Source organism: Roseovarius aestuariivivens (genome assembly GCF_004761875.1).
GTDB classification, from domain to species: Bacteria; Pseudomonadota; Alphaproteobacteria; order Rhodobacterales; family Rhodobacteraceae; genus Roseovarius; species Roseovarius aestuariivivens.
In genome coordinates, this window is record NZ_SJEY01000003.1 from 307,778 (window position 1) to 327,594 (window position 19,817).

28 protein-coding genes are annotated in these 19,817 nt (G+C 61.4%); 16 read left to right on the forward strand and 12 right to left on the reverse strand.

Translation table 11 applies throughout. From position 1 onward, the window contains the following. Nucleotides 1–33 precede the first annotated feature (33 nt). Genes EZV60_RS06975 through EZV60_RS06990 form a run of 4 tightly spaced genes read left to right on the forward strand, consistent with a single transcriptional unit; the run spans nucleotide 34 to nucleotide 2,539 of the window. On the forward strand, nucleotides 34–327 hold the full coding sequence (locus tag EZV60_RS06975) for a BufA1 family periplasmic bufferin-type metallophore (protein WP_135503684.1): 294 nt from the start codon (nucleotides 34–36) through the stop codon (nucleotides 325–327). Nucleotides 328–387: 60 nt separating this feature from the next. Continuing rightward, nucleotides 388–1,242 (forward strand): MNIO family bufferin maturase, encoded by an 855-nt coding sequence (gene bufB / locus EZV60_RS06980; protein ID WP_135503686.1) that lies wholly within the window; start codon nucleotides 388–390, stop codon nucleotides 1,240–1,242. Further along, nucleotides 1,239–1,991 (forward strand): HvfC/BufC family peptide modification chaperone, encoded by a 753-nt coding sequence (locus EZV60_RS06985; RefSeq protein ID WP_135503688.1) that lies wholly within the window; start codon nucleotides 1,239–1,241, stop codon nucleotides 1,989–1,991. The genes bufB and EZV60_RS06985 overlap by 4 nt, the downstream gene beginning before the upstream one ends. Continuing rightward, nucleotides 1,988–2,539, forward strand: a complete 552-nt coding sequence (locus tag EZV60_RS06990) for a DoxX family membrane protein (protein ID WP_167853476.1) — start codon at nucleotides 1,988–1,990, stop codon at nucleotides 2,537–2,539. The genes EZV60_RS06985 and EZV60_RS06990 overlap by 4 nt, the downstream gene beginning before the upstream one ends. Here EZV60_RS06990 and EZV60_RS06995 read toward each other — a convergent pair. Beyond that, complete coding sequence (locus EZV60_RS06995) at nucleotides 2,536–2,850, reverse strand: arsenate reductase family protein (RefSeq protein WP_135503690.1); 315 nt, start codon at nucleotides 2,848–2,850, stop codon at nucleotides 2,536–2,538. The two genes, EZV60_RS06990 and EZV60_RS06995, sit on opposite strands and share 4 nt — an antisense overlap. A gap of 195 nt (nucleotides 2,851–3,045) precedes the next feature. Here EZV60_RS06995 and EZV60_RS07000 point away from each other — a divergent pair, with 195 nt between their 5' ends. Continuing rightward, nucleotides 3,046–3,252: a cold-shock protein gene (locus EZV60_RS07000; protein WP_135503692.1), complete on the forward strand. Its 207-nt coding sequence runs from the start codon at nucleotides 3,046–3,048 to the stop codon at nucleotides 3,250–3,252. A gap of 69 nt (nucleotides 3,253–3,321) precedes the next feature. On the opposite strand, the gene EZV60_RS07005 is transcribed toward EZV60_RS07000, so the two are convergent. The 3 genes from EZV60_RS07005 to EZV60_RS07015 all read right to left on the reverse strand — a co-directional run bounded on the left by EZV60_RS07005 (nucleotide 3,322) and on the right by EZV60_RS07015 (nucleotide 5,041). Next, complete coding sequence (locus tag EZV60_RS07005) at nucleotides 3,322–3,606, reverse strand: hypothetical protein (protein ID WP_135503694.1); 285 nt, start codon at nucleotides 3,604–3,606, stop codon at nucleotides 3,322–3,324. Nucleotides 3,607–3,737: 131 nt separating this feature from the next. Continuing rightward, entirely contained in the window at nucleotides 3,738–4,220 is a 483-nt protein-coding gene (locus EZV60_RS07010) for a dihydrofolate reductase (protein ID WP_135503696.1), read from the reverse strand. Beyond that, entirely contained in the window at nucleotides 4,220–5,041 is an 822-nt protein-coding gene (locus tag EZV60_RS07015) for a thymidylate synthase (protein ID WP_135503699.1), read from the reverse strand. Before EZV60_RS07015 ends, EZV60_RS07010 begins: the two co-directional genes overlap by 1 nt. A 231-nt stretch (nucleotides 5,042–5,272) precedes the next feature. Here EZV60_RS07015 and EZV60_RS07020 point away from each other — a divergent pair, with 231 nt between their 5' ends. From EZV60_RS07020 to EZV60_RS07040, 5 genes are all read left to right on the forward strand, one after another. After that, a complete protein-coding gene (locus EZV60_RS07020; RefSeq protein ID WP_135503701.1) occupies nucleotides 5,273–6,331 on the forward strand; it encodes a thymidylate synthase in 1,059 nt (352 codons plus the stop codon). Next, nucleotides 6,312–7,694: a porin family protein gene (locus EZV60_RS07025; protein ID WP_167853477.1), complete on the forward strand. Its 1,383-nt coding sequence runs from the start codon at nucleotides 6,312–6,314 to the stop codon at nucleotides 7,692–7,694. The genes EZV60_RS07020 and EZV60_RS07025 overlap by 20 nt, the downstream gene beginning before the upstream one ends. A 78-nt stretch (nucleotides 7,695–7,772) precedes the next feature. Continuing rightward, nucleotides 7,773–8,201, forward strand: a complete 429-nt coding sequence (locus EZV60_RS07030; protein WP_135503705.1) for a VOC family protein — start codon at nucleotides 7,773–7,775, stop codon at nucleotides 8,199–8,201. A gap of 44 nt (nucleotides 8,202–8,245) precedes the next feature. Next, nucleotides 8,246–8,896 carry a DUF1194 domain-containing protein gene (locus tag EZV60_RS07035; RefSeq protein ID WP_135503707.1) on the forward strand — a complete coding sequence of 217 codons (651 nt, stop codon included), beginning with the start codon at nucleotides 8,246–8,248 and terminating at the stop codon, nucleotides 8,894–8,896. Further along, nucleotides 8,893–9,612 (forward strand): DUF1194 domain-containing protein, encoded by a 720-nt coding sequence (locus tag EZV60_RS07040; protein ID WP_135503709.1) that lies wholly within the window; start codon nucleotides 8,893–8,895, stop codon nucleotides 9,610–9,612. The genes EZV60_RS07035 and EZV60_RS07040 overlap by 4 nt, the downstream gene beginning before the upstream one ends. Here the strand turns inward: EZV60_RS07040 and EZV60_RS07045 are convergent. The 3 genes from EZV60_RS07045 to EZV60_RS07055 all read right to left on the reverse strand — a co-directional run bounded on the left by EZV60_RS07045 (nucleotide 9,606) and on the right by EZV60_RS07055 (nucleotide 10,964). Further along, a complete protein-coding gene (locus EZV60_RS07045) occupies nucleotides 9,606–10,106 on the reverse strand; it encodes a MarR family winged helix-turn-helix transcriptional regulator (protein WP_135503712.1) in 501 nt (166 codons plus the stop codon). The two genes, EZV60_RS07040 and EZV60_RS07045, sit on opposite strands and share 7 nt — an antisense overlap. A 95-nt stretch (nucleotides 10,107–10,201) precedes the next feature. After that, a complete protein-coding gene (locus tag EZV60_RS07050; RefSeq protein WP_135503714.1) occupies nucleotides 10,202–10,420 on the reverse strand; it encodes an FAD assembly factor SdhE in 219 nt (72 codons plus the stop codon). A 43-nt stretch (nucleotides 10,421–10,463) separates the two neighbouring features. Then, on the reverse strand, nucleotides 10,464–10,964 hold the full coding sequence (locus EZV60_RS07055; RefSeq protein WP_342588779.1) for a helix-turn-helix domain-containing protein: 501 nt from the start codon (nucleotides 10,962–10,964) through the stop codon (nucleotides 10,464–10,466). Here EZV60_RS07055 and EZV60_RS07060 point away from each other — a divergent pair. From EZV60_RS07060 to aat, 6 genes are all read left to right on the forward strand, one after another. Continuing rightward, the gene (locus tag EZV60_RS07060; protein ID WP_135503716.1) at nucleotides 10,963–12,165 is read left to right on the forward strand and encodes a pyridoxal phosphate-dependent aminotransferase; all 1,203 of its coding nucleotides are present in this window, start codon (nucleotides 10,963–10,965) and stop codon (nucleotides 12,163–12,165) included. The two genes, EZV60_RS07055 and EZV60_RS07060, sit on opposite strands and share 2 nt — an antisense overlap. Nucleotides 12,166–12,173: 8 nt before the next feature. Then, nucleotides 12,174–12,314: a hypothetical protein gene (locus tag EZV60_RS19050; protein WP_167853478.1), complete on the forward strand. Its 141-nt coding sequence runs from the start codon at nucleotides 12,174–12,176 to the stop codon at nucleotides 12,312–12,314. A 245-nt stretch (nucleotides 12,315–12,559) separates the two neighbouring features. Continuing rightward, nucleotides 12,560–12,985: a hypothetical protein gene (locus tag EZV60_RS07065; RefSeq protein WP_135503718.1), complete on the forward strand. Its 426-nt coding sequence runs from the start codon at nucleotides 12,560–12,562 to the stop codon at nucleotides 12,983–12,985. A 273-nt stretch (nucleotides 12,986–13,258) separates the two neighbouring features. Beyond that, complete coding sequence (gene accB / locus EZV60_RS07070; protein ID WP_135503720.1) at nucleotides 13,259–13,753, forward strand: acetyl-CoA carboxylase biotin carboxyl carrier protein; 495 nt, start codon at nucleotides 13,259–13,261, stop codon at nucleotides 13,751–13,753. Between the two features lie 9 nt (nucleotides 13,754–13,762). Continuing rightward, on the forward strand, nucleotides 13,763–15,112 hold the full coding sequence (gene accC, locus EZV60_RS07075) for an acetyl-CoA carboxylase biotin carboxylase subunit (RefSeq protein ID WP_135503722.1): 1,350 nt from the start codon (nucleotides 13,763–13,765) through the stop codon (nucleotides 15,110–15,112). Between the two features lie 92 nt (nucleotides 15,113–15,204). After that, nucleotides 15,205–15,858 carry a leucyl/phenylalanyl-tRNA--protein transferase gene (gene aat, locus EZV60_RS07080; protein WP_135503724.1) on the forward strand — a complete coding sequence of 218 codons (654 nt, stop codon included), beginning with the start codon at nucleotides 15,205–15,207 and terminating at the stop codon, nucleotides 15,856–15,858. Here the strand turns inward: aat and EZV60_RS07085 are convergent. The 5 genes from EZV60_RS07085 to EZV60_RS07105 form a co-directional block, all read right to left on the reverse strand. Continuing rightward, nucleotides 15,822–16,187, reverse strand: a complete 366-nt coding sequence (locus EZV60_RS07085; protein ID WP_135503726.1) for a DUF2155 domain-containing protein — start codon at nucleotides 16,185–16,187, stop codon at nucleotides 15,822–15,824. The genes aat and EZV60_RS07085 overlap by 37 nt on opposite strands. Further along, complete coding sequence (gene mlaD, locus EZV60_RS07090; RefSeq protein WP_135503728.1) at nucleotides 16,184–16,645, reverse strand: outer membrane lipid asymmetry maintenance protein MlaD; 462 nt, start codon at nucleotides 16,643–16,645, stop codon at nucleotides 16,184–16,186. The genes EZV60_RS07085 and mlaD overlap by 4 nt, the downstream gene beginning before the upstream one ends. A 22-nt stretch (nucleotides 16,646–16,667) precedes the next feature. Further along, nucleotides 16,668–17,051, reverse strand: coding sequence for an NADH:ubiquinone oxidoreductase subunit NDUFA12 (locus EZV60_RS07095; protein ID WP_135503730.1), 384 nt, complete (start codon nucleotides 17,049–17,051; stop codon nucleotides 16,668–16,670). Nucleotides 17,052–17,209: 158 nt separating this feature from the next. Next, nucleotides 17,210–18,472, reverse strand: a complete 1,263-nt coding sequence (clpX, locus tag EZV60_RS07100) for an ATP-dependent Clp protease ATP-binding subunit ClpX (protein WP_135503732.1) — start codon at nucleotides 18,470–18,472, stop codon at nucleotides 17,210–17,212. A 159-nt stretch (nucleotides 18,473–18,631) separates the two neighbouring features. Continuing rightward, nucleotides 18,632–19,270: an ATP-dependent Clp protease proteolytic subunit gene (locus EZV60_RS07105; RefSeq protein ID WP_135503734.1), complete on the reverse strand. Its 639-nt coding sequence runs from the start codon at nucleotides 19,268–19,270 to the stop codon at nucleotides 18,632–18,634. Nucleotides 19,271–19,817 lie beyond the last annotated feature (547 nt).

Here is a 19,817-nt window from a genome sequence, read left to right on the forward strand (position 1 = left end):
TATTGCAAAACCTCAAGAGGGAGGAGTAAACCCTTGTCTAACCTTGTGAAAACCGCCGCAATTGCCTCGGCCGTCACGGCCGCGCTCGCCGCGCACACCACCACGGCTGCTCAGGCCGCCGAGAAAGAAAAATGCTACGGCATCTCGCTTGCAGGGGAAAACGACTGCGCCGCCGGCGCCGGCACCACCTGCGCCGGCACCTCCACGGTCGACTACCAGGGCAACGCTTGGACCCTCGTCGACAAGGGCACCTGCACCGAAATCGACCTGCCCGGCGACCGCACCGGTAGCCTGGAACCGCTGGACCGCGACCTGCCGCAGGCGTGACGAACTGGCGGGGCGCGCGCCGTTACCCCGCGCCCCGCAACCAAGACGAAAGGTGCCGCCATGCCTCAGAACGCTCTGCCGAACGGTCCCGGCGTCGGCTACAAGCCACAGCATTTTCCCGATCTGACGACAGACCCGGATCCCGTTCAATGGCTTGAAATACATGCGGAAAATTACATGGGCGATGGCGGCAGACCGCTGGCGCAACTGCGCCATCTGGCCGAGCGTTTTCCGATGTCCGTGCATGGCGTAGGCCTGAGTATCGGCGGCGAAGGTCCGCTTGACCCCAACCACCTTGCCCGCCTCAAGACGCTCTGTGACTGGCTGCAACCCGCAAGCTTTTCCGAGCATCTTGCCTGGTCGACGCATGACAGCGCGTTTCTCAACGACCTCCTGCCGCTGCCCTACACAACCGAGACGCTCCGCCGTGTGGCCGAACATATCGACGAGGTCCAAACCACACTTGGCCGTCACATGCTGCTGGAAAATCCGTCCAGCTACCTCGCTTTCGCCGAAAGCACATGGTCAGAGCCCGATTTCCTTGCGGAACTGGCCCAACGGACCGGCTGTGGTTTGCTGCTCGACGTGAACAACGTGTTCGTCTCCGCAACCAATCTGGCCATAGATGCGCACATGTATATCGACACGTTTCCCATTGATAAGGTTGAGGAATTTCATCTTGGTGGTCACGACGAAGATGAGGATGACCACGGCGCGCCGCTTTTGATCGATAGCCATGGGCGCGAGGTCGCGGATCCGGTCTGGTCGCTTTTGGAGTATACCCTTGCCCGGTCCGGTGCGCGTCCACTGCTGATCGAATGGGATACCGATGTGCCCGATTGGGCCACCCTCGCCGCCGAAGCCGCGCGGGCCGAAACGGCCCTCGCCCGCCACAGACAGGGCGTCGCGGCATGAGCGTGCGGCAGGATAGCTTCCGCGCCGCCGTGCTCGATCCTCTCGCCGCCGTGCCCGAGGGCTTGAAAGACGGGCAAGGCCGTCCCGCGGGGCGCCGCTTCTCGGTCTACCGCAACAATGTCGTCGCAGGTCTGATCACCGCGATTGAAACCTCGTTCCCGGCCACGGCCAAGCTTCTTGGGCCCGAGGAATTCCTTTCCGTCGCAAGCCTTTACGTGCGAAAGTTCCCACCGGATACGCCGATGATGATGTATTACGGCGCGTCCTTTCCGGCCTTCCTGCAGCAACAGATGCGGCTAGATCACCTACCGCAAGTCGCCGATCTCGCCCGGTTGGAACAGACCCGGCGCGAAGCCTATCACGCCTCTGACGCCGCGCCGGCCGACCCCGGAGAGCTGGCCGGCTTGGCACCGGAAGCCCTTGCCAACATGCGGTTCGATCTCGCCCCGGCGCTCCGCCTATTGCGTTCGGATTGGCCGGTGCACGCGATCTGGGCCTTTCACATGACCGATGACGCGCCACCGCCCGGACAAGAGGCGCAGAACGTGCTCATCACGCGCCCCGCCTTCGACCCTGAAATGGCAGTCATCGACACACCGACCTGCGCCTTTCTCAGCGCGTTGCAGAGCGGGGCAACACTTGCCGAGGCAGAGAGTGCCGCAGACGCGCCGTTCGACCTGACCGCCGCGCTTGGTCTTTTGCTCCAAGGCCAGGCGATACACCAGATCATTCCAGGAGATATCCTTTGAACTCCCTGATTTCACGATACAAATCGATTTCCACCGCGCTGGACCGAGCGGACTGGCTCCTGCCCACTCTGGCCCGGTTTCTCTTTGCCGCGATCCTGCTTCATTACTTCTGGGCGTCCGGCCTGACCAAGCTGGGCGACGGCATCTCGGGCCTGTGGCAGCCGTCTGTCGGGGCTTATGCACAGATCTTTCCCAAGACGATGGAAGCGGTCGTCTACGATACCAGCCAGCTTGGGGTCTACCATTGGGCCGTTGTCACCTTTGGCACCTGGGCAGAGTTCATTCTGCCGCTGCTCATCGTCGTCGGAATGGCCTGCCGGCTGGCCGCGCTTGGCATGATCGGGTTTGTCGCAGTGCAGTCGCTCACCGATCTGTTCGGTCATAACGGAATAGAACAAGGCACGCTTGGTGCATGGTTCGACAAGGCGCCGGACGGGATCATCCTCGATCAGCGGGCCCTGTGGGTCTTCCTGCTTCTGGTACTCGTGATTAAGGGCGCGGGGCCGCTCTCCCTTGACCGGGCTTTCGGCGGTCGTGTGGCCGCCTAACGCATCAAGTCCGCCTGAACGTCCTTGCCCCATCCCAGGAAGAACCGCGTACCATCGGTGATCAGCGGGCGCTTCATCAGGGTGGGGTGCTCGGCAAGAAGCGTCAGCGGATCGGCTGCCCGCGCGTCGTGCGAAAGGCCCCGCCATGTGGTCGAGCGCCGATTGACAAGCTCATCACCCAAAGCGGCATAGGCGGATTTCAGCACGTCGGGTGGAATACCATCCGACCGGATGTCCCGAAACTCCACCTTATCGAGGGATTTCAGCGCCTTGCGGCAGGTATCGCAGGTTTTCAGACCATAGAGGGTCATTATCGCATGCCCAGTTTTTCACCGGTCTACAGAAGTTGACCACCCGCGTCATCGGGTTTCACTTGCTTTTTGCAAGGCGAGTGCAATCATTTTTTTGCAAGCGCTTCTGTCGTCTCGAAAGCCAACCTTTCTCGCGGGCCGAAGCGTTGGCATCCCGGGGTGTCCCGGGCGACACAAGACAGAAGGAGAAGCGGCATGCCAACCGGCACCGTGAAATGGTTCAATACCACCAAAGGTTATGGGTTCATCGCCCCCGATGAGGGCGGCAAGGACGTGTTTGTCCATATTAGCCAGGTCGAAAGGTCAGGTCTCACCGGCCTCGCCGACAACCAGAAGGTCGGCTACGACCTGCAAGAGGGCCGCGACGGTCGACAGATGGCGGCGGATCTCAAACTGCTCTGACAGCGCTTGCGAGGCGATGGTACAATTCAGGCCGGGCGTCCGGCCTGAATAAGACAGGCCCGCCTGAGGTCAGTAACAGCCCTTTTCACCCTCGCGGCACGTCCCGACACTGCGCGCGCGGGACGAGTGGTAATGCCGCTTTTTCGGCAGTGGATGCGCTTTCACCTGCTGGTACGTCATGCTTTGGTTCGGCGTCCCACAACAGATGACCCCGGAAATCGTGACCGGCTGCAATCCTTGCGGACAGTAATTGTGCTTGGAGGGATAGGCATAAACCTTTGGCCCTTCAGCCATGGCCGGCCCGCCGAGAACGGCCACAGTCAACGCGGCGGCGATGTATGAGGTGATGCGCATATGATCCTCGCAAAAAAAGTAAATACAGCCCAAAATCGTTGTGCACGTTATGGTATAGATGCCCGGATGCCTGTCAATTTTTTACGCCGGAAACAATTGGTTCCAATCCCGGGATAATGCCATGACGCGCATCAGGTCTTCCGCATCCATTCGCGCAGCTCGCATCGCGGCGCGTCCGCACGCAGGGGAATGCGCGTCGTGACCTGCCAGTCACCTTCGTCGAACTCAGGAAACCAGGTATCCGCCCCCTCGACAGCCAGGTCGACTTCGGTGATCAGCATGCGCTGCGACATCGGCAGAAGCGCTTCGAAAATCCCGAAGCCGCCGATGCCGGAAATGCGGGCATACCCTGCTGAAATCGCGCTCTCGATTGCGGCCTCGACCGACGGTACGACGTGGTGCGGGCCATCGACATGCCCCGAGGACACCACGATGTTGAGGCGACGACCAAGCGGCCTGACCGGCAGGCTTTCCCAGGTCCGCCGCCCCATGATCAGCGCAGAGCCGAGCGTTTCGCGCTGAAAAAAAGCAAGATCTTCGGGCGCATGCCAAGGGATGTCACCATCCTTGCCGATGGCGCCATTGCGGTCGCGGGCGACGACGAGCGAAATCATCAGACCGCCACCGGCGCTTTGATATGTGGATCCGGCTCATATCCGGTGATCTCGAAATCCTCGAACCGGAAGTCGAAGATCGATGGCACATCCCGGACGATGCGCAGGTTGGGCAGCGGCTTGGGCGTGCGCGAGAGTTGCAATTCGACCTGCTCCAAGTGATTGGAATAAATATGGGCGTCGCCCATCGTATGCACGAAATCACCCGGTTCGTAACCCGTCACATGCGCCAGCATCACCAGCAGCAACGCGTAAGAGGCGATGTTGAACGGCACGCCAAGAAACATGTCCGCCGACCGCTGGTAAAGTTGCAGATGAAGCTTGTTCCCGATGATCCGGACCTGCCAGAGCGTATGACAGGGCGGCAAGGCCATTTCGGGCACATCTCCCGGGTTCCATGCCGACACGATAAGGCGGCGACTGTCGGGACTGGTTCGGATTTGTTCTACAAGACCGGCAATCTGGTCGATTTCCTGGCGGCGATAAAGTGCCGGGTCCTCCGTCGCCTCAAGCGCCGGAAAGCGGCGCCATTGGTGCCCGTAAACCGGCCCGAGATCGCCGTTCTCATCCGCCCATTCGTCCCAGATCGAAACGCCGTTCTCCTTCAGATAACCGATATTCGTATCGCCGGACAGAAACCACAAAAGCTCGTGAATGATCGAACGCAGATGCAGCTTTTTCGTCGTGACAAGTGGAAACCCGTCCGAGAGAGGATACCGCGCCTGCATCCCGAAGCACGACAGCGTCCCGGTTCCCGTGCGGTCGCTCGACGGCGTGCCGGTTTCAAGAATATGGCGCAGGGCGTCGTGATATTGTTTCATCGGAGCACCGGGTTGTTGCGGACGAAATCGGGCTGACAACTAAAGCGAGTCGCTTTCGACTATATCTTGCGGACGCCACCCCATCAAACATCAAGATCAAGTAGGCGCGCGGGCGCAACAGGCGCCCTTTTTCCTGATTTTCACCCGCAGGAAATGATTGACTTTGCTCTTTAAACCTCTGACTCTCAGGCAAAAGACAAAAAACGACACATATTGAGGGCAGTACTCATCATGAACCGTTTCGTGGCATCACTTGTGCTGCCGGCGTTCTTGCTGGCATGCGGAAGCGGCTCGAATCCTTTCGAAGCCGATCCCCAACCCCCGGCGGAAGAAGACACCGGCGGTGACCCGCCCGGCGACGAGGAAAATCCGCTCACCGACGCAGGCATCCCCTCGTCTCTCGCAAGAGACCTGGCCCGCCTGGAGTTCGACCCGGCCACACAAACCCTCACCGTCGAAGGCGTCAGCCTCGATGAGGTGCCGTTCATCGCGACCTACCGTCGCCGGCCCGCGTTCGACCGTGGCGGCTATCAGGCCTTCACGGCCCAGGACGATCCGTTGGACCGCCACAACACAGCCTTCGCGCGCGAGGCCGCGAACGGCTCGGACACGCGCGCTGGTGTCACCATCTCACCCAACCCGCGCAACCGGTATTTTGGTGGCGGCTATTACGAACGCGACGGAGAGTTCACGCCGCCGGTTGTCTCGCCAAGCTCTGGTCTGGTCAGCTATTCCGGCAGCTATGTCGGCCTTGTGAATATCGGTTTCCGGGACGACGGGCCAGGCAGCCTTGACGATCTGGCCCCCGTGCCCGCCGGTACAGCCAACGAACTGCGACCGGGACAGGCCGGCATCGTCGACGCAAGCATCTTCATCAATGCCGATTTCGCCGACAACGTGGTCGAAGGCAACATTTACAACCGTCGCCTCATTAACCCGTCGACCGGCCTGATCGCGCAGACCTCCGGCGGGCGGCCGCTCATCCTGCCCTCTATTGTCCTGATCGGTACGCCGATTAACGATGACGGCACTTTCATCGGTGAAGTCGAATATGATCAGACCGATGCGTTAATCACGACCAGCGTGATCGGTATCGACATCGGCGATTACGGCGGCATCTTCGGCGGAACGGACGCCTCCGCCGTGGCCGGAAACGTTTATCTCGAACAGTTCGATGGACCCGGCGATATCTACGGACTATCCGGCGAAGAAGAGGTCGGCGTCTTCGTTCTGGACCAGTGCGGTCAGCCAGTGGAAGACACCGTCGGCTGTGCCAGCACGAACCCCTAAACGAAAAGGGCTTCTGGCCCTGGCGCTTATCCTTGCGCCGACAGCCGGGGTGCCACAAGCCCCGGCTGACGCCGTTCGACTGACCGTCGACGAGGCTCAGATGATGGCCGTGCAGGCGCTGCACCAAAAGCGCCCCAAGCTGGCCTATCAACTGTCCGAGGGCGTTTTAAAGGCCAATCCGCGCGATGGCCGGGCGCATTACACACAAGCCCTCGCCTTCGCTCAGGTCGAGGCCTACGGTTTTTCAAGGAAATCCGCGCGCCGCGCCTATTACACGGCGAACTCGCCCATTCAGAAATATGATGCGGCGCAGCTGGCATCGGTCATGGCCTATAAGGACGAACGCCTCACCCTGTCGCAACTCTGGCTGCGACGGGCAGCACATCACGCGCCGGACGAAGGGGAACGCGCCGAGACGATCCGGGCCTTTCAGACAGTTCGCGCGCGCAACCCTCTGAACTTCAACCTGAAATTTTCCGTTTCGCCGTCGGACAACGTCAACAACGGGGCCAACAGCCCTTACAACATCATTGACGGCTCTCCGCTTGTCGGACAGCTCAGCGCATCGGCGCAGGCCATTGCCGGCACCGTCGCAACCACGGATCTGCAACTGAGCTATCGGATTGCCGAAACCGAGAACAGCATGACGCGCCTGACCGGCCGCGCCTACACACGTCAAGTGCGGTTCAACAACGCGGTCGCGGGCCTGAGCAGCCGGGACCTGTCCTCGGCCCGGATAGAGGCGGGCATTTCTCATACATTCTCTGGCGGTCGCCGGGACGGCGCGTGGCAGGTCGACGCCACCGGCGGGCGGGTCTGGTACGGGACCGATCCGCTTTACGACTACGCGCGCATCGGGCTGAAACGCCATCAGAAGCTGACCGAAACGCTACGGCTCAGCTTCGGCGGCGGGATCGAACGTCAGCAGGACGAAACCTTTCCGAAAAACGATGCCACGCTTTACGACGCCTTCGCGCAGCTCAGCTATACCCTCGGCTCAGGCGGCCAATTGGGCGCCTATATCAACATGCGCGAGGTCGACAGCAACGGCATCAACAGCTCGTCGGTGCAGTGGACCGGGATCGTAAGCTACACGATGGGCCGCGAGATCGGGCCGGCCCGGCTCAGCCTCTCGGTCGGTCAGAGCGTCGTGGACTACGACCGCTACAGCGTGGTGTTTCCGGTTCCCGGCGGGCGCGTGGACGACTCGATCTTCGGGGGCGTAACGGCAACCTTCAGCGACTGGAGCTATCTGGGCTTCGTGCCGACGCTTTCCGTCCGTGCCGAGAAAAGCCGCTCGAACATCAGCCGGTTCGATGTCGATGAAAGTTCGATCAGCCTCGGGATCCGCTCCGAATTCTGATATCCTGCACGCCTCCCCCGCTGGACAGGCGGCATAGGTCCGCTAGCTGTGCAGTATCTCGAAACAACGGAGGGCAAGATGGGCCTCAAGTACCTGCACACCATGGTCCGCGTGAAGGATCTGGAAAAATCCATGGCGTTCTACGAACTGCTCGGCCTCAAAGAGACGCGCCGGATGGATAGCGACGGCGGGCGTTTCACGCTCGTATTCATGGCACCGCCCGGACAGGAAGAATGCCCCATCGAGCTGACGTATAACTGGGATGGCGACGACGCGCTGCCCGACGACAGCCGGCATTTCGGACACCTCGCCTACCGCGTGCCCAACATCTACGACATGTGCCAGCACCTGATGGACAACGGCGTGACCATCAACCGCCCGCCGCGCGACGGCCACATGGCGTTCGTGCGCAGCCCCGACAATATCTCGATCGAATTGCTGCAAGAGGGGGATGCCCTTCCCGAAGCCGAGCCGTGGAACAGCATGGAAAACACAGGCCATTGGTAAGGGTTTTCGCGACATTGGCCGCGCTTCTCTGGGGGGGCGCGGCGATGGCCCAGTCGGCTTGCCGTCTGGCGCTGGTGCTGGCGCTGGATGTGTCCTCTTCGGTCGATGCCCGCGAATACGATCTGCAAAGACTGGGGCTCGCCGCCGCGTTGAACGCAACAGAAGTCCGGCACGCGATCCTCGAAGGCGCGCCGGGCCACGTTGCCCTTGCCGTCTATGAATGGAGCGGCTTCTACCAGCATAAAATTCAACTCGACTGGACCGTTCTGGACAGTCCCGCCGCGATCAATGCGGCGGTGGCCAGCCTGCTGAAGATGCAGCGCAGCCACGATGATTTCCCGACATCCATGGGGCCCGCCCTTGGCTATGCCGCGCAGCTTTTGCAACGCGGACCGAACTGCGCGCGACAGGTGATCGACGTTTCCGGCGACGGGGTGAACAACTACCGCTACGGGCCGGCCGAGGCCTATCGGCATTTCCCCCTTTCCGGTGTCACCGTGAACGGGCTTGTGATCCTTGGCGATCAGCCCTCTGTCCTAAGTTTCTACGGCAGCGAGGTATTGCACGGTCCCGGCGCGTTCCTTGTTGTCGCCAACGGTTTCGAGGAGTTCCGAGAGGCGATGACGCGCAAACTCTACCGCGAGGTCAATGACATTATCCTCGGTTCGGCGCCCCGCCGCGATCCGCACGGATGATCCGCCATCTTGCAGCGATTTTCCTACTGCTCTGGCCGGTCAAGGCGCTGCCCGAATGCCGGCAGGCGCTGGCGCTTGGTCTGGATGTATCCGGGTCGGTCGACCCGACGGAATACCGGCTGCAGCTTTCAGGCATCGTGACGGCCCTGCGCGATCCGGCCGTCATCTCGGCTTTTCTTGCCCTGCCGCAGGCGCCCGTGCGCCTGATGATCTATGAATGGAGCGGGCTGCGGGATCAGCGGATTCTGGTCGAGTGGACGGATATTCAAGACAATGAGGATCTGGTTCGTCTTGCGGCGCGGCTCGAAACCATCACGGCGCCTTCGGCGCGCGAAGGCTCGACCGCCCTTTCTGCCGCCCTGCGCTTTGGTGCGCGCAGTCTTTCGGCGCAACCGTGCTGGCGAAAGGTGATGGATATCTCGGGCGACGGCCCCGGCAATCTCGGCATGCATCCCAGGGATCTTGGCGGCCCGGATCTCGACGACATCACCGTCAACGCGCTTGTCGTCGGTCCACAGGGTCGGGCAAACACCACCAAGGACCTCGCCAATGTCGAAACGCTTGAACAGTATTTTCGCAGCCACGTGATCCGCGGGCCCGATGCCTTTGCCGAAACCGCCCGGGATTACAAGGATTTCGCCCGCGCCATGCGGCGCAAGCTGATCCGCGAGCTGCGCCTGCCGGGTCTTGCCGGCAGCTATGGCACGCCTCAGTAGATATAGCGGATCTGGTCGGTCCAGTACCGTTCCACCCGGCGCAAAGACGCGGTGATCTGGTCGATCCCGTCATGGCCCAGAACCCCCTTGGCTTCGAGGCCCTCCGCGTGCCGCTCGAACAGACCCGAGACGATGTCGCGGATCTTGCGCCCTTTCTCGGTCAGCCGCACGCGCACCGACCGTCGGTCGATCTCGCAGCGCTGATGATGCATGTACCCCATTTCGACCAGCTTCTTGAGGTTGTAGCTCACGTTGCTGCCCTGGTAGTAGCCGCGCGTCTTCAACTCGCCCGCGGTGACCTCGTTATCCCCGACATTGAACAACAAGAGCGCCTGAACGGCGTTGATATCGATCACGCCAACCCGTTCAAACTCGTCCTTGATCACGTCGAGTAGCAGGCGGTGCAGACGTTCCACCAATGACAAAGCGTCAAGATAACCGTCCATAAAACCGCCGGCATCCGACGTCGGCAGGATATTTTTTTGAAAACTCATTCTCGTCTCCGTGCGATACTGCTCGGGACGTTTTTCGGGGAAATTGCCGAATAATCAGTTAAATGAGGGCAATAGCGCTTAAAATGCGAGCCATTTTACCGGCACGCGACCGCAATGATGTCATCGACCAAGGCTGTGAACCGGTCCGGCGCCCGCTCCTGTCCGCTGACCCACTGATAGAGATCCTGATCGTTTTCCTCCAGCAGCGCCTCGTAAATATCAAGTTCGGCAGAGGACAAGGCCTGCAGGCGCGCGTCGGAGAACCGGATCAGGATGATATCCATCTCCTTGGTGCCACGCCGCATCGACCGCATGCGCAATCTCCGCAGGCGTGTCTCCCGGGTCTCCGAGGTTGCTTCAGTCAACCCCACGCTCCACCAGGTGCACCCGCAAGCTTTTCTCTAGCCGCGCCATGCGCTCTGTCGTGTTGGCCAGCTGCGAACGCAGTTCGCGCAATTCGTTCAGCATCTTGATCGCATCGGCGGACATTACGGCGTCGGCCGGCGCGTCGGGTCCGTCCCCCTGCCCGGTCAGCAACCAGGGCAGCGTCACATTCAGCAGCCCGGCCAGCATCGAAAGCTTGTTGGCGCGCGGCTCACTCAGATCGTCTTCCCATGCCTTCAGGGTCTTGAGCTTGACGCCAAGCCTGCGGGCCAGATCTTTTTGTGACATGCCGGCGGCATCGCGCGCACCAGCAATCCGGTCGCCGAATGTCGTGGCGTCGGGGTCGAACCAGTCGTCTGTACTCGGGGCGTTCATACTGTCCTTCCCGGCCTCGGGGCCTTTGGTATTCATGTTGTACCTGCGTGGGCTGTAACATAGGAGTCGAAACGGTAAAAACCACACGGAGCGCGTCATGAACCCTCTTGCAGCGACACTCTCTCGCGTCAAACCGTCGCCGACCATGGCGATCTCGGCGCTGGCGCTGGAGATGAAGGCGGCGGGTCAGGACGTGATCGGTCTGAGCGCCGGAGAACCGGATTTCGACACGCCCGAAAACATCCGCGCCGCAGGGATTCGCGCAATCGAAGAGGGCCGCACCCGCTACACGGCCGCGGACGGCATCCCGGAACTGAAACAGGCGGTCTGCGCGAAATTGAAACGAGACAACGGGCTGGAATATACGCCTGCTCAGGTCAGCGTCGGATCAGGCGGCAAGCAAAATCTCTACAACGCCCTGATGGCCACCCTCAATCCCGGCGACGAGGTGATCATCCCCGCGCCCTATTGGGTAAGCTACCCCGACATGGTCAGGCTTGCCGGGGGAGAACCGGTTTTCGTGGAAACGCGTCTCGATGACGGCTTCAAGCTCGGGGCAGAGGCGCTCGAGGCGGCAATCACAGACAAGACCCGCTGGTTCATCTTCAACTCGCCGTCCAATCCCACCGGGGCGGGCTACAGCTGGGACGAACTGAAGGCGCTCACCGATGTGCTGATGCGCCACCCTCACGTCTGGGTGCTGACCGACGACATGTACGAACACCTCGCCTATGACGACTTCCGCTTCTGCACCCCCGCGCAGGTCGAACCGGGGCTCTACGACCGCACCCTCACCTGCAACGGCGTTTCCAAGGCCTACGCCATGACCGGCTGGCGCATCGGCTACGCGGCCGGCCCCGAGGTGCTGATCGGCGGCATGCGCAAGGTACAGTCGCAATCCACCTCCAACCCCTGCTCGATCAGCCAATGGGCGGCGGTCGAGGCCCTGAACGGCCCGCAGGATTTCCTGCCCCGCCATAACGAGATCTTCGTGCGCCGCCGTGATCTGGTGGTCGAAAGGCTCAACGAGATCGAGGGCATCACCTGCCCGACGCCCGAAGGCGCATTCTATGTCTACCCGTCGATCGCGGGGCTCATCGGCAAGACCAGCGCGGGCGGCGCGGTGATCGACAGTGACGAAGCATTCGTCACCGCGCTTCTGTCTGAAACCGGCGTCGCGGCGGTGAATGGCGCGGCCTTTGGCCTGTCGCCCTATTTCCGCGTCAGCTACGCCACGTCGGACGCGGCCCTGAAAGAGGCCTGCGCGCGGATCGCACGGTTCTGCCGGACTCTGACATGAAACGGTAGATGCTTCTGATCACGCTGGCCACGACTCCGGTTGCCGCACAGGACAGGATCGATCCGGCCTCGATCACGATCGATCCGCACATCACCAAGGTCTTCACTGCGGACGCTGACCGGATAAAGCCTATTACGTCAGCCAGATGAAGACCTTCGTCCCTGACAGGCGGCGCCTGAGTTTGTCGACGCTCCACGCGCGGATCGCGGGCCGCCCTGCGCCACCTTCTGGAAATGCGCGATTGGGACCTCGACCGCGACGGTTATGTCACCGAGAATGAGATCGAGACGGTGATCGACGCAAATCTGCAATAGGCTCAGGGTTTTGCACCTCCGCTCTGGCGAGGCAAAAGGGCCGCTGCTAAACTTTCGGCGGAAAGCCAACCGAGGACTGCATGTCGGGCGAACTCCCTAATTACTACTTCCGTGTCCGCGACAACGGCGCGTTCGTGTTCCGTGTCGATACGGAAAACCGGCAGCGGCGGATCGACATGGACCAGATCGCGGTCGTCAATATCCGCAATGGTCAGATCAAGCCGCATGGCGACCGGGAACTTTCGGCCGAGGATCTGGCGCATATCAAAGCGTGGATGGAAGAGCGGATCGAGCTGCTTGCAGCGCGCGACATCGACGACATTCACCGCGCGGTCGACTATCTCAACACCACAACGCACTGGGCACAGTCCAAAGCCACCGACGAGCAGCTTGAGGCCGTCACCGATGCGCTCCTGCTGGCCATGCACGACCTTCGCACGGTGCTGGTGCGCAAGAAGGCCGACAGGCTCATGGCGCAGGCCGGTAGCGACGACGACAGCGAGTAAGCAAGCGCAGATATTCCGCGCATATCAAACGTGCCGCGCGCGAGGCGCCCCGCCTCCGACCAGTAACGCGAGAAGATCGTGCCCTCGCAACCGGCCGGGTTCCGGCGTTCTACCACGTGCGCAGGTTTTTCCCGACCTCTCGGCGACCCGGTCCTCACTTTGCGCGGCAAAACACCGCGATGGCCGCTTTTCTTGGCGGCGCGCATCCCCTATAAGCTGCCCAATCCGATGCCGCCGCGGGAACGGCGCGCCCCACAAGGTTCGAGGAAACGGATGCCCAAAAAGACCCACGAGGACGATGTCGCCTTTATCAAGGCATTGGCCGAGCTTCTCAACGAGAACGACCTGACCGAGTTGGAGGTGAAGCGCGATTACGACGACAACGACACCCTCCAGGTCCGCGTCAGCCGCAAGACCAAGATCATCAGTCAGGTCGCGGCCCCTGCCCCCGCCGCCACAGCATCTGCCGCCCCTGTGTCGACCCCGGCAAGCAGCCCGGCAGAGCCATCCGTTGCAGAAGACCCCGCCAGCCACCCCGGGGCCGTGACTTCGCCCATGGTCGGCACCGTCTACATGCAGGCCGAACCGGGTGCGCCCTCCTTCGTCAGCGTCGGCGACCGCGTGGCAGAAGGCGACACGCTTCTGATCGTCGAGGCGATGAAGACGATGAACCACATCCCCGCCCCGCGTGCCGGCACCATAAAGCGCATCCTCGTCGAGGATGGCGCGGCCGTGGAATACGGTGCCCCGCTGATGATCATCGAATAGGCCGGACCCATGTTCGACAAGATCCTAGTGGCCAACCGCGGAGAAATCGCGCTGCGCGTGATCCGGGCCGCGCGCGAGATGGGCATCGCCACAGTCGCAGTGCATTCCACCGCGGACGCCGATGCGATGCATGTCCGCATGGCCGATGAATCGGTGTGTATCGGCCCGCCACCCGGCACCGACAGCTATCTTTCAATCCCGTCAATCATCGCGGCCTGCGAGGTCACGGGCGCGCAGGCGATCCATCCCGGCTACGGCTTTCTGTCCGAGAACGCCAATTTCGTGCAGATCGTCGAGGATCATGGTCTGACCTTTATCGGACCGACTGCGGAACATATCCGGGTGATGGGCGACAAGATCACCGCCAAGGATACGATGAAGGCCCTCGGCGTGCCCTGCGTGCCCGGCTCCGAAGGGGGCGTGCCCGACCTTGCCGCCGCCAGAAAGCTTTGCGACGACATCGGCTATCCGGTGATCGTCAAGGCCACCGCAGGCGGTGGCGGGCGCGGCATGAAGGTGGCGCAAAGCGCCGCCGAGATCGAGCGCGCCTTCCTCACGGCCCGATCCGAGGCCAAGGCCGCCTTCGGCAATGACGAGGTCTATATCGAGAAATACCTGACCACGCCGCGCCATATCGAAATCCAGGTCTTTGGAGACGGCAAGGGTCGCGCGGTGCATCTCGGGGAACGTGACTGTTCGCTGCAGCGCCGTCACCAGAAGGTGTTCGAAGAGGCCCCCGGCCCGTGCATCACAGAAGAAGAGCGTGAGCGCATCGGCAAGATCTGCGCCGACGCCGTCGCCAAGATCAACTATACCGGCGCGGGCACGATTGAATTCCTCTACGAGAACGGAGAATTCTATTTCATCGAGATGAACACCCGCCTTCAGGTGGAGCATCCGGTGACGGAAGCCATCTTCGGCGTCGATCTGGTACAGGAGCAGATCCGCGTCGCCGAAGGGTTGCCGATGTCCTTCATTCAGGAAGATCTTGTGATTAACGGACACGCGATCGAGGTCAGAATCAACGCCGAGAAACTGCCCGAGTTTTCGCCGCGTCCGGGCCGGATCACCCAGTTTCATGCGCCCGGCGGGCTTGGTGTGCGGATGGATTCGGCGCTCTACGACGGCTACACGATCCCGCCCTATTACGACTCGCTCATTGGCAAGCTGATCGTGCACGGCAGGGACAGGAAAAGTGCCCTGTCGCGTCTCAACCGCGCTCTGGGCGAACTGATCGTGGACGGTGTCGACACAACCGTGCCCCTCTTTCACGCGCTGCTGCAGGAACCCGACATCCAGTCGGGCAGCTACAACATCCACTGGCTGGAGCATTGGCTGGAAACCAATCTGCGCGACTGAACCGGCCGGACATCTCACACGGTCCTTGCTTTGCCCCGCAATGTGCCTAGCGTGTGGGTGTTGCGTAAAGGGCAAGGAGCCAAGGTACACCCATGACCGGTGAGGGGGACAGTCTGGGACCTGAGATGCTCTTGCGGGCCTACGCCGCAGGCATTTTCCCCATGGCTGAGTCGCGCGATAATCCCGAACTTTTCTGGGTCGATCCGCGCCAGCGCGGCGTTCTGCCGCTCGACGCCTTCCACATCTCGCGCTCCCTGGCGCGTCGCATCCGGCAAGCCCGCTACTCCATCTCGCTCGATACCGCCTTCGACACCGTTGTCGATGCCTGCGCCGACCGCGAAGAAACCTGGATCAATGATGAAATCCGCGCGCTTTACAGCGCTTTGCATCTCGACGGACACGCCCATTCGCTCGAGGTCTGGGAAGAGGATGGCGCGCTCGCCGGGGGGGTCTACGGCGTGGCGCTTGGCGGTGCGTTCTTCGGCGAAAGCATGTTTTCAAACCATACCGACGGATCCAAACGGGCGCTTGCGCATCTTGTCGCGCATCTTCGGCGCTGCGGATTCGTTTTATTTGATACGCAGTTCCTGACGCCGCATCTGGCGCGTCTCGGCGCGATCGAAATCAGCCGTGAAAGATATCGCAAAGAACTGGCTCTGGCCCTTCAGGTGCCGGCGCAAATCGACGCGCACCGGCTTCTGCAGCCGCCTCACCCTGTGGTGCAGCGCAAGACCCAGATATCGTAGCGCGGATGCTCCAGCGGGTTGAGCGCCGGAGATGACGCAATCATCCATCCCGAATAGATCGGCCGCGCGCCCTCCTCGGGATGCACTGTCAGAAACGCAAAGGCATCGCCGGACGGGTTGCCCGCCGGGTACCGGCATTCGCCCAGTTCCACCCGCAGCTTTCCAATGGCGACCGCCGAGGCGTTGGACACTTCGACATCACCGGTCTCGCCCGCCGTTCTGTCAAGCCACCGCAAGACCGCCCCGGTCCCGATCTCGGCCTGCTCCTGCGCGCCAAGCGGAAAGGCAAAGCACGCCAATCCCATCACGGCGGCCGCGCGCCACATCATTCCGACGCATCCTCCTCGCCGCCTGCCACGAATTTCGTGAGAAGGGCGATCAGGCTGACGGAACCTTGGGTGAATTCGATCTCATCGCCCGCGGCAAAATAGAACGGCGATCCACCCGGCAGGATTTCCACGAAATTCCCGCCCAAGAGACCTTCCGAGCTGATGGAAAGCGCGCTGTCGTCCGGTACCTCGATATCATCCCGCACCGAAATCGTCGCCTTGGCCCGGTAAGTTTGCGGGTCAAGCGTCAGGTCCGTCACGCGGCCCACCTTGACGCCCGCCAATCGCACATCGGTGCCCACGGACACGCCGTCAGCGCTGCGAAAACTGGCCGTCAACGGATATTCCGACGGCGCACCGGAAAAGCCGGTGATCTGCCCGGCATAGATCATGAAGCCCGCCGCAATGGCAAGAACCACGCCGCCCACGGCGACCTCAGTCATATTCTCGGATGCCATGATGGCCCTCGCGTTCAGGGGGTTATTCGGGCGTCCACGCCTCGTAATCGCGGCGCTCGGCAGGTCGTTCGCGCCGGATGGAGCCCGCGGGCGCATAGGCAAGTGCCGTCCCCGTCCGGTTTTCCTCGTGCGGCTTTTCCCACGATTTCCGCTTGAGCGGCGCTTCGGTCGGGGGCGCGGCGTATGTGTGGTGCAACCAGCCGTGCCAGTCGGGGCTCACGCGGCTCGCTTCGGCTTCACCGTTGAAGATCACCCAGCGGCGCTTGCCGTCGTTGGTCTGATAAAAGATGTTGCCCTGATCGTCCTCGCCCACCTTCACCCCCTTGCGGCGGGTGTGGATCAACGTGTTCAGCGTGGCGCCATTCCACCAGGTAACCGCGCGCAGCAGCGAATTGAGAATGCCCATGGGATCGCCTCCGTCAAAGCCTGGTTCCGATATGACGCAGTTCGCCAGCAAGGTCCAGTGGTCCGGGCAAAATGCGCGGAAACCGGTTGGTTCGGGTGCAAAAGAAAAGGCCCGCGTCATCTCGGTGCGCGGGCCTGATATCCGGGGTTTGTCGCGCCTCAGCCGGCGCTCGTGCCCTCTTTCTTGGATTCCGTATGTACCATAAGGGGCGCGGCATCCGACGTGACCGCTTCTTCGTTCACGACAACCTCTTCAACGCCGTCCATTCCGGGCAGCTCGAACATCGTATCGAGCAGGATGTCCTCTAGGATCGAACGCAGGCCGCGTGCGCCGGTCTTGCGTTCGATGGCCCGCTTTGCGATCGCGCTCAACGCATCCTCGGTAAAGGTCAGCTGCGCATCCTCCAGCTCGAAAAGACGCTGGTACTGCTTGACGAGCGCGTTCTTCGGCTGGGTCAGGATGGTGACAAGCGCATCCTCGTCCAGGTCCTCCAGCGTTGCGATCACCGGCAGACGACCGACGAATTCCGGGATCAGACCGAACTTGAGCAGATCCTCCGGCTCCAGATCCTTGAAGACCTCGCCCACGTTGCGCTCGTCCACGTCCCGCACATCCGCGCCAAAGCCCATGGCCGAGCCCTTACCGCGCTGCGCGATGATCTTGTCCAGACCGGCAAAAGCGCCACCGCAGATGAAAAGGATGTTCGTGGTGTCCACCTGCAAGAATTCCTGCTGGGGATGCTTGCGGCCGCCCTGCGGCGGCACCGCCGCCACTGTGCCTTCCATCAGCTTCAAAAGGGCCTGCTGAACGCCCTCGCCCGACACGTCGCGGGTGATCGAGGGATTTTCCGACTTGCGCGTGATCTTGTCGACCTCGTCGATATACACGATACCGCGCTGCGCCCTCTCGACATTGTACTCCGAGGCCTGCAGCAGCTTCAGGATGATATTTTCGACATCCTCGCCCACATACCCCGCTTCGGTCAGCGTGGTCGCGTCGGCCATGGTGAACGGCACGTCCAGGATCCGGGCCAACGTCTGCGCCAGAAGCGTCTTGCCACAGCCCGTGGGGCCAATCAGCAGGATGTTCGACTTCTGCAGTTCGATGTCGTTCTTGCCGGAATGGTTCAGGCGCTTGTAGTGGTTGTGCACGGCCACCGAAAGAACCCTTTTGGCGGTCGACTGCCCGATCACGTAGTCATCGAGCACGTCGCAAATCTCGCGAGGCGCCGGCACTCCGTCGGTCGACTTGAGCCCGGCGCTCTTGGTTTCCTCGCGGATGATGTCCATGCACAGCTCGACGCATTCGTCGCAGATGAACACGGTCGGTCCGGCGATGAGCTTGCGAACCTCGTGCTGGCTCTTGCCGCAAAAGCTGCAATAGAGCGTATTCTTGCTGTCGCTGCCGGAATTGTTCGCCATTCGATACCTTTCGGCGCCGCACGCCTTACTTCGTCTCTTTAGGTCTCAGGGGGGCTCGACCCGCAACCGGTAACCGGTCAAAGCACGATCCCCTCATCGCGTTATCGTCAGCTTAGGACAGGCGCGGGGGCACCTCAATCTCTAATTCGCGTACCGCGCTCAGCTGTCGCCATCGCCATCCTCGGCCTTTGCGCGATTCTCGACGATCTCGTCGATCAGACCCCAATCCTTGGCGTCCTCGGGCGACATGAAGTTGTCCCGCTCCAGCGCATCTTCGACCTTCTTCAGCGTTTGTCCGGTATGTTTTACATATATTTCGTTAAGCCGCCGTTTCAGCTTCAGCGTCTCTTCGGCGTGAATCATGATGTCCGTCGCCTGGCCCTGGTAGCCGCCCGAGGGCTGGTGGACCATGATCCGGCTATTGGGCAGGGAAAACCGCATGCCCTTTTCCCCCGCCGTCAAAAGCAGCGATCCCATCGAGGCCGCCTGCCCGATCACGAGGGTCGAGACCTTGGGCTTGATGTACTGCATCGTATCGTAGATCGACAGCCCCGAGGTCACGACACCACCGGGGGAGTTGATATACATTGAGATCTCCTTCTTGGGATTCTCGGCTTCGAGATGCAGAAGCTGCGCGACAATCAGGCTGGACATGCCGTCGTGCACAGGACCGGACACAAAGATGATCCGTTCCTTGAGAAGCCGCGAAAAGATATCGTAGGCGCGTTCGCCGCGGCTGGTCTGTTCGACCACCATCGGCACGAGCGTGTTCATGTAGGTTTCAAAAGGATCTGTCATAGAAGGCCTGCCTGCTGGAGTTTGCCGATGCTCACCGATCGGGGACTATGCGAGTCTTAGTGGGGGGCTTGAGGGGCTTCAAGAGCCGCCGTTCCATTTGAAGACAAACCGTCACGGCAGGTCGCGGGAATGAGTCCTCATTTCCAGACGTCACAATGATCGCAGCCCGTCGGGCCGCAACCCACGTTAGCCTTGTGTCCGCTTTCTCTCGGTCTCGCCCAAGGCAGAGACCACAACCTGACCTAAGCCCGCGTTCGTGGCGGCAGCCCCCCCCCGGAAATCGCGGCGCGATGTCGCGTCATCAAGGCTTGGCCCGTCGCTTGGCTCTGTCGCCAGGGTCTTTAGATCTCTTCATCATGCAGAAAAGGATATTCCGGAAAGCCGCCAAAAGACGAAAATATTCGATTTCGGTCAAAGTGGCGCATTGCTCCTTCGCGCGTGACATTCTAAAACTCCGATGTGTTTACGGGACACACCTCACGCGCTGAGTCCGTCTTGCGGCGGAAAATGTCGTGTTGCGTGTCCCTCGTATTTTGACCAGCAGGAG

Bases quoted from the DNA above. Each gene is read 5' to 3' on its own strand.
- bufB (WP_135503686.1), top strand. From the start codon at position 388: ATGCCTCAGAACGCTCTGCCGAACGGTCCCGGCGTCGGCTACAAGCCA.
- EZV60_RS06985 (WP_135503688.1), top strand. From the start codon at position 1,239: ATGAGCGTGCGGCAGGATAGCTTCCGCGCCGCCGTGCTCGATCCTCTC.
- EZV60_RS06995 (WP_135503690.1), bottom strand. From the start codon at position 2,850: ATGACCCTCTATGGTCTGAAAACCTGCGATACCTGCCGCAAGGCGCTG.
- EZV60_RS07000 (WP_135503692.1), top strand. From the start codon at position 3,046: ATGCCAACCGGCACCGTGAAATGGTTCAATACCACCAAAGGTTATGGG.
- EZV60_RS07005 (WP_135503694.1), bottom strand. From the start codon at position 3,606: ATGCGCATCACCTCATACATCGCCGCCGCGTTGACTGTGGCCGTTCTC.
- EZV60_RS07010 (WP_135503696.1), bottom strand. From the start codon at position 4,220: ATGATTTCGCTCGTCGTCGCCCGCGACCGCAATGGCGCCATCGGCAAG.
- EZV60_RS07015 (WP_135503699.1), bottom strand. From the start codon at position 5,041: ATGAAACAATATCACGACGCCCTGCGCCATATTCTTGAAACCGGCACG.
- EZV60_RS07020 (WP_135503701.1), top strand. From the start codon at position 5,273: ATGAACCGTTTCGTGGCATCACTTGTGCTGCCGGCGTTCTTGCTGGCA.
- EZV60_RS07030 (WP_135503705.1), top strand. From the start codon at position 7,773: ATGGGCCTCAAGTACCTGCACACCATGGTCCGCGTGAAGGATCTGGAA.
- EZV60_RS07035 (WP_135503707.1), top strand. From the start codon at position 8,246: ATGGCCCAGTCGGCTTGCCGTCTGGCGCTGGTGCTGGCGCTGGATGTG.
- EZV60_RS07040 (WP_135503709.1), top strand. From the start codon at position 8,893: ATGATCCGCCATCTTGCAGCGATTTTCCTACTGCTCTGGCCGGTCAAG.
- EZV60_RS07045 (WP_135503712.1), bottom strand. From the start codon at position 10,106: ATGAGTTTTCAAAAAAATATCCTGCCGACGTCGGATGCCGGCGGTTTT.
- EZV60_RS07050 (WP_135503714.1), bottom strand. From the start codon at position 10,420: ATGCGGTCGATGCGGCGTGGCACCAAGGAGATGGATATCATCCTGATC.
- EZV60_RS07060 (WP_135503716.1), top strand. From the start codon at position 10,963: ATGAACCCTCTTGCAGCGACACTCTCTCGCGTCAAACCGTCGCCGACC.
- EZV60_RS07055 (WP_342588779.1), bottom strand. From the start codon at position 10,964: ATGACGCGCTCCGTGTGGTTTTTACCGTTTCGACTCCTATGTTACAGC.
- EZV60_RS19050 (WP_167853478.1), top strand. From the start codon at position 12,174: ATGCTTCTGATCACGCTGGCCACGACTCCGGTTGCCGCACAGGACAGG.
- EZV60_RS07065 (WP_135503718.1), top strand. From the start codon at position 12,560: ATGTCGGGCGAACTCCCTAATTACTACTTCCGTGTCCGCGACAACGGC.
- accB (WP_135503720.1), top strand. From the start codon at position 13,259: ATGCCCAAAAAGACCCACGAGGACGATGTCGCCTTTATCAAGGCATTG.
- accC (WP_135503722.1), top strand. From the start codon at position 13,763: ATGTTCGACAAGATCCTAGTGGCCAACCGCGGAGAAATCGCGCTGCGC.
- aat (WP_135503724.1), top strand. From the start codon at position 15,205: ATGACCGGTGAGGGGGACAGTCTGGGACCTGAGATGCTCTTGCGGGCC.
- EZV60_RS07085 (WP_135503726.1), bottom strand. From the start codon at position 16,187: ATGATGTGGCGCGCGGCCGCCGTGATGGGATTGGCGTGCTTTGCCTTT.
- mlaD (WP_135503728.1), bottom strand. From the start codon at position 16,645: ATGGCATCCGAGAATATGACTGAGGTCGCCGTGGGCGGCGTGGTTCTT.
- EZV60_RS07095 (WP_135503730.1), bottom strand. From the start codon at position 17,051: ATGGGCATTCTCAATTCGCTGCTGCGCGCGGTTACCTGGTGGAATGGC.
- clpX (WP_135503732.1), bottom strand. From the start codon at position 18,472: ATGGCGAACAATTCCGGCAGCGACAGCAAGAATACGCTCTATTGCAGC.
- EZV60_RS07105 (WP_135503734.1), bottom strand. From the start codon at position 19,270: ATGACAGATCCTTTTGAAACCTACATGAACACGCTCGTGCCGATGGTG.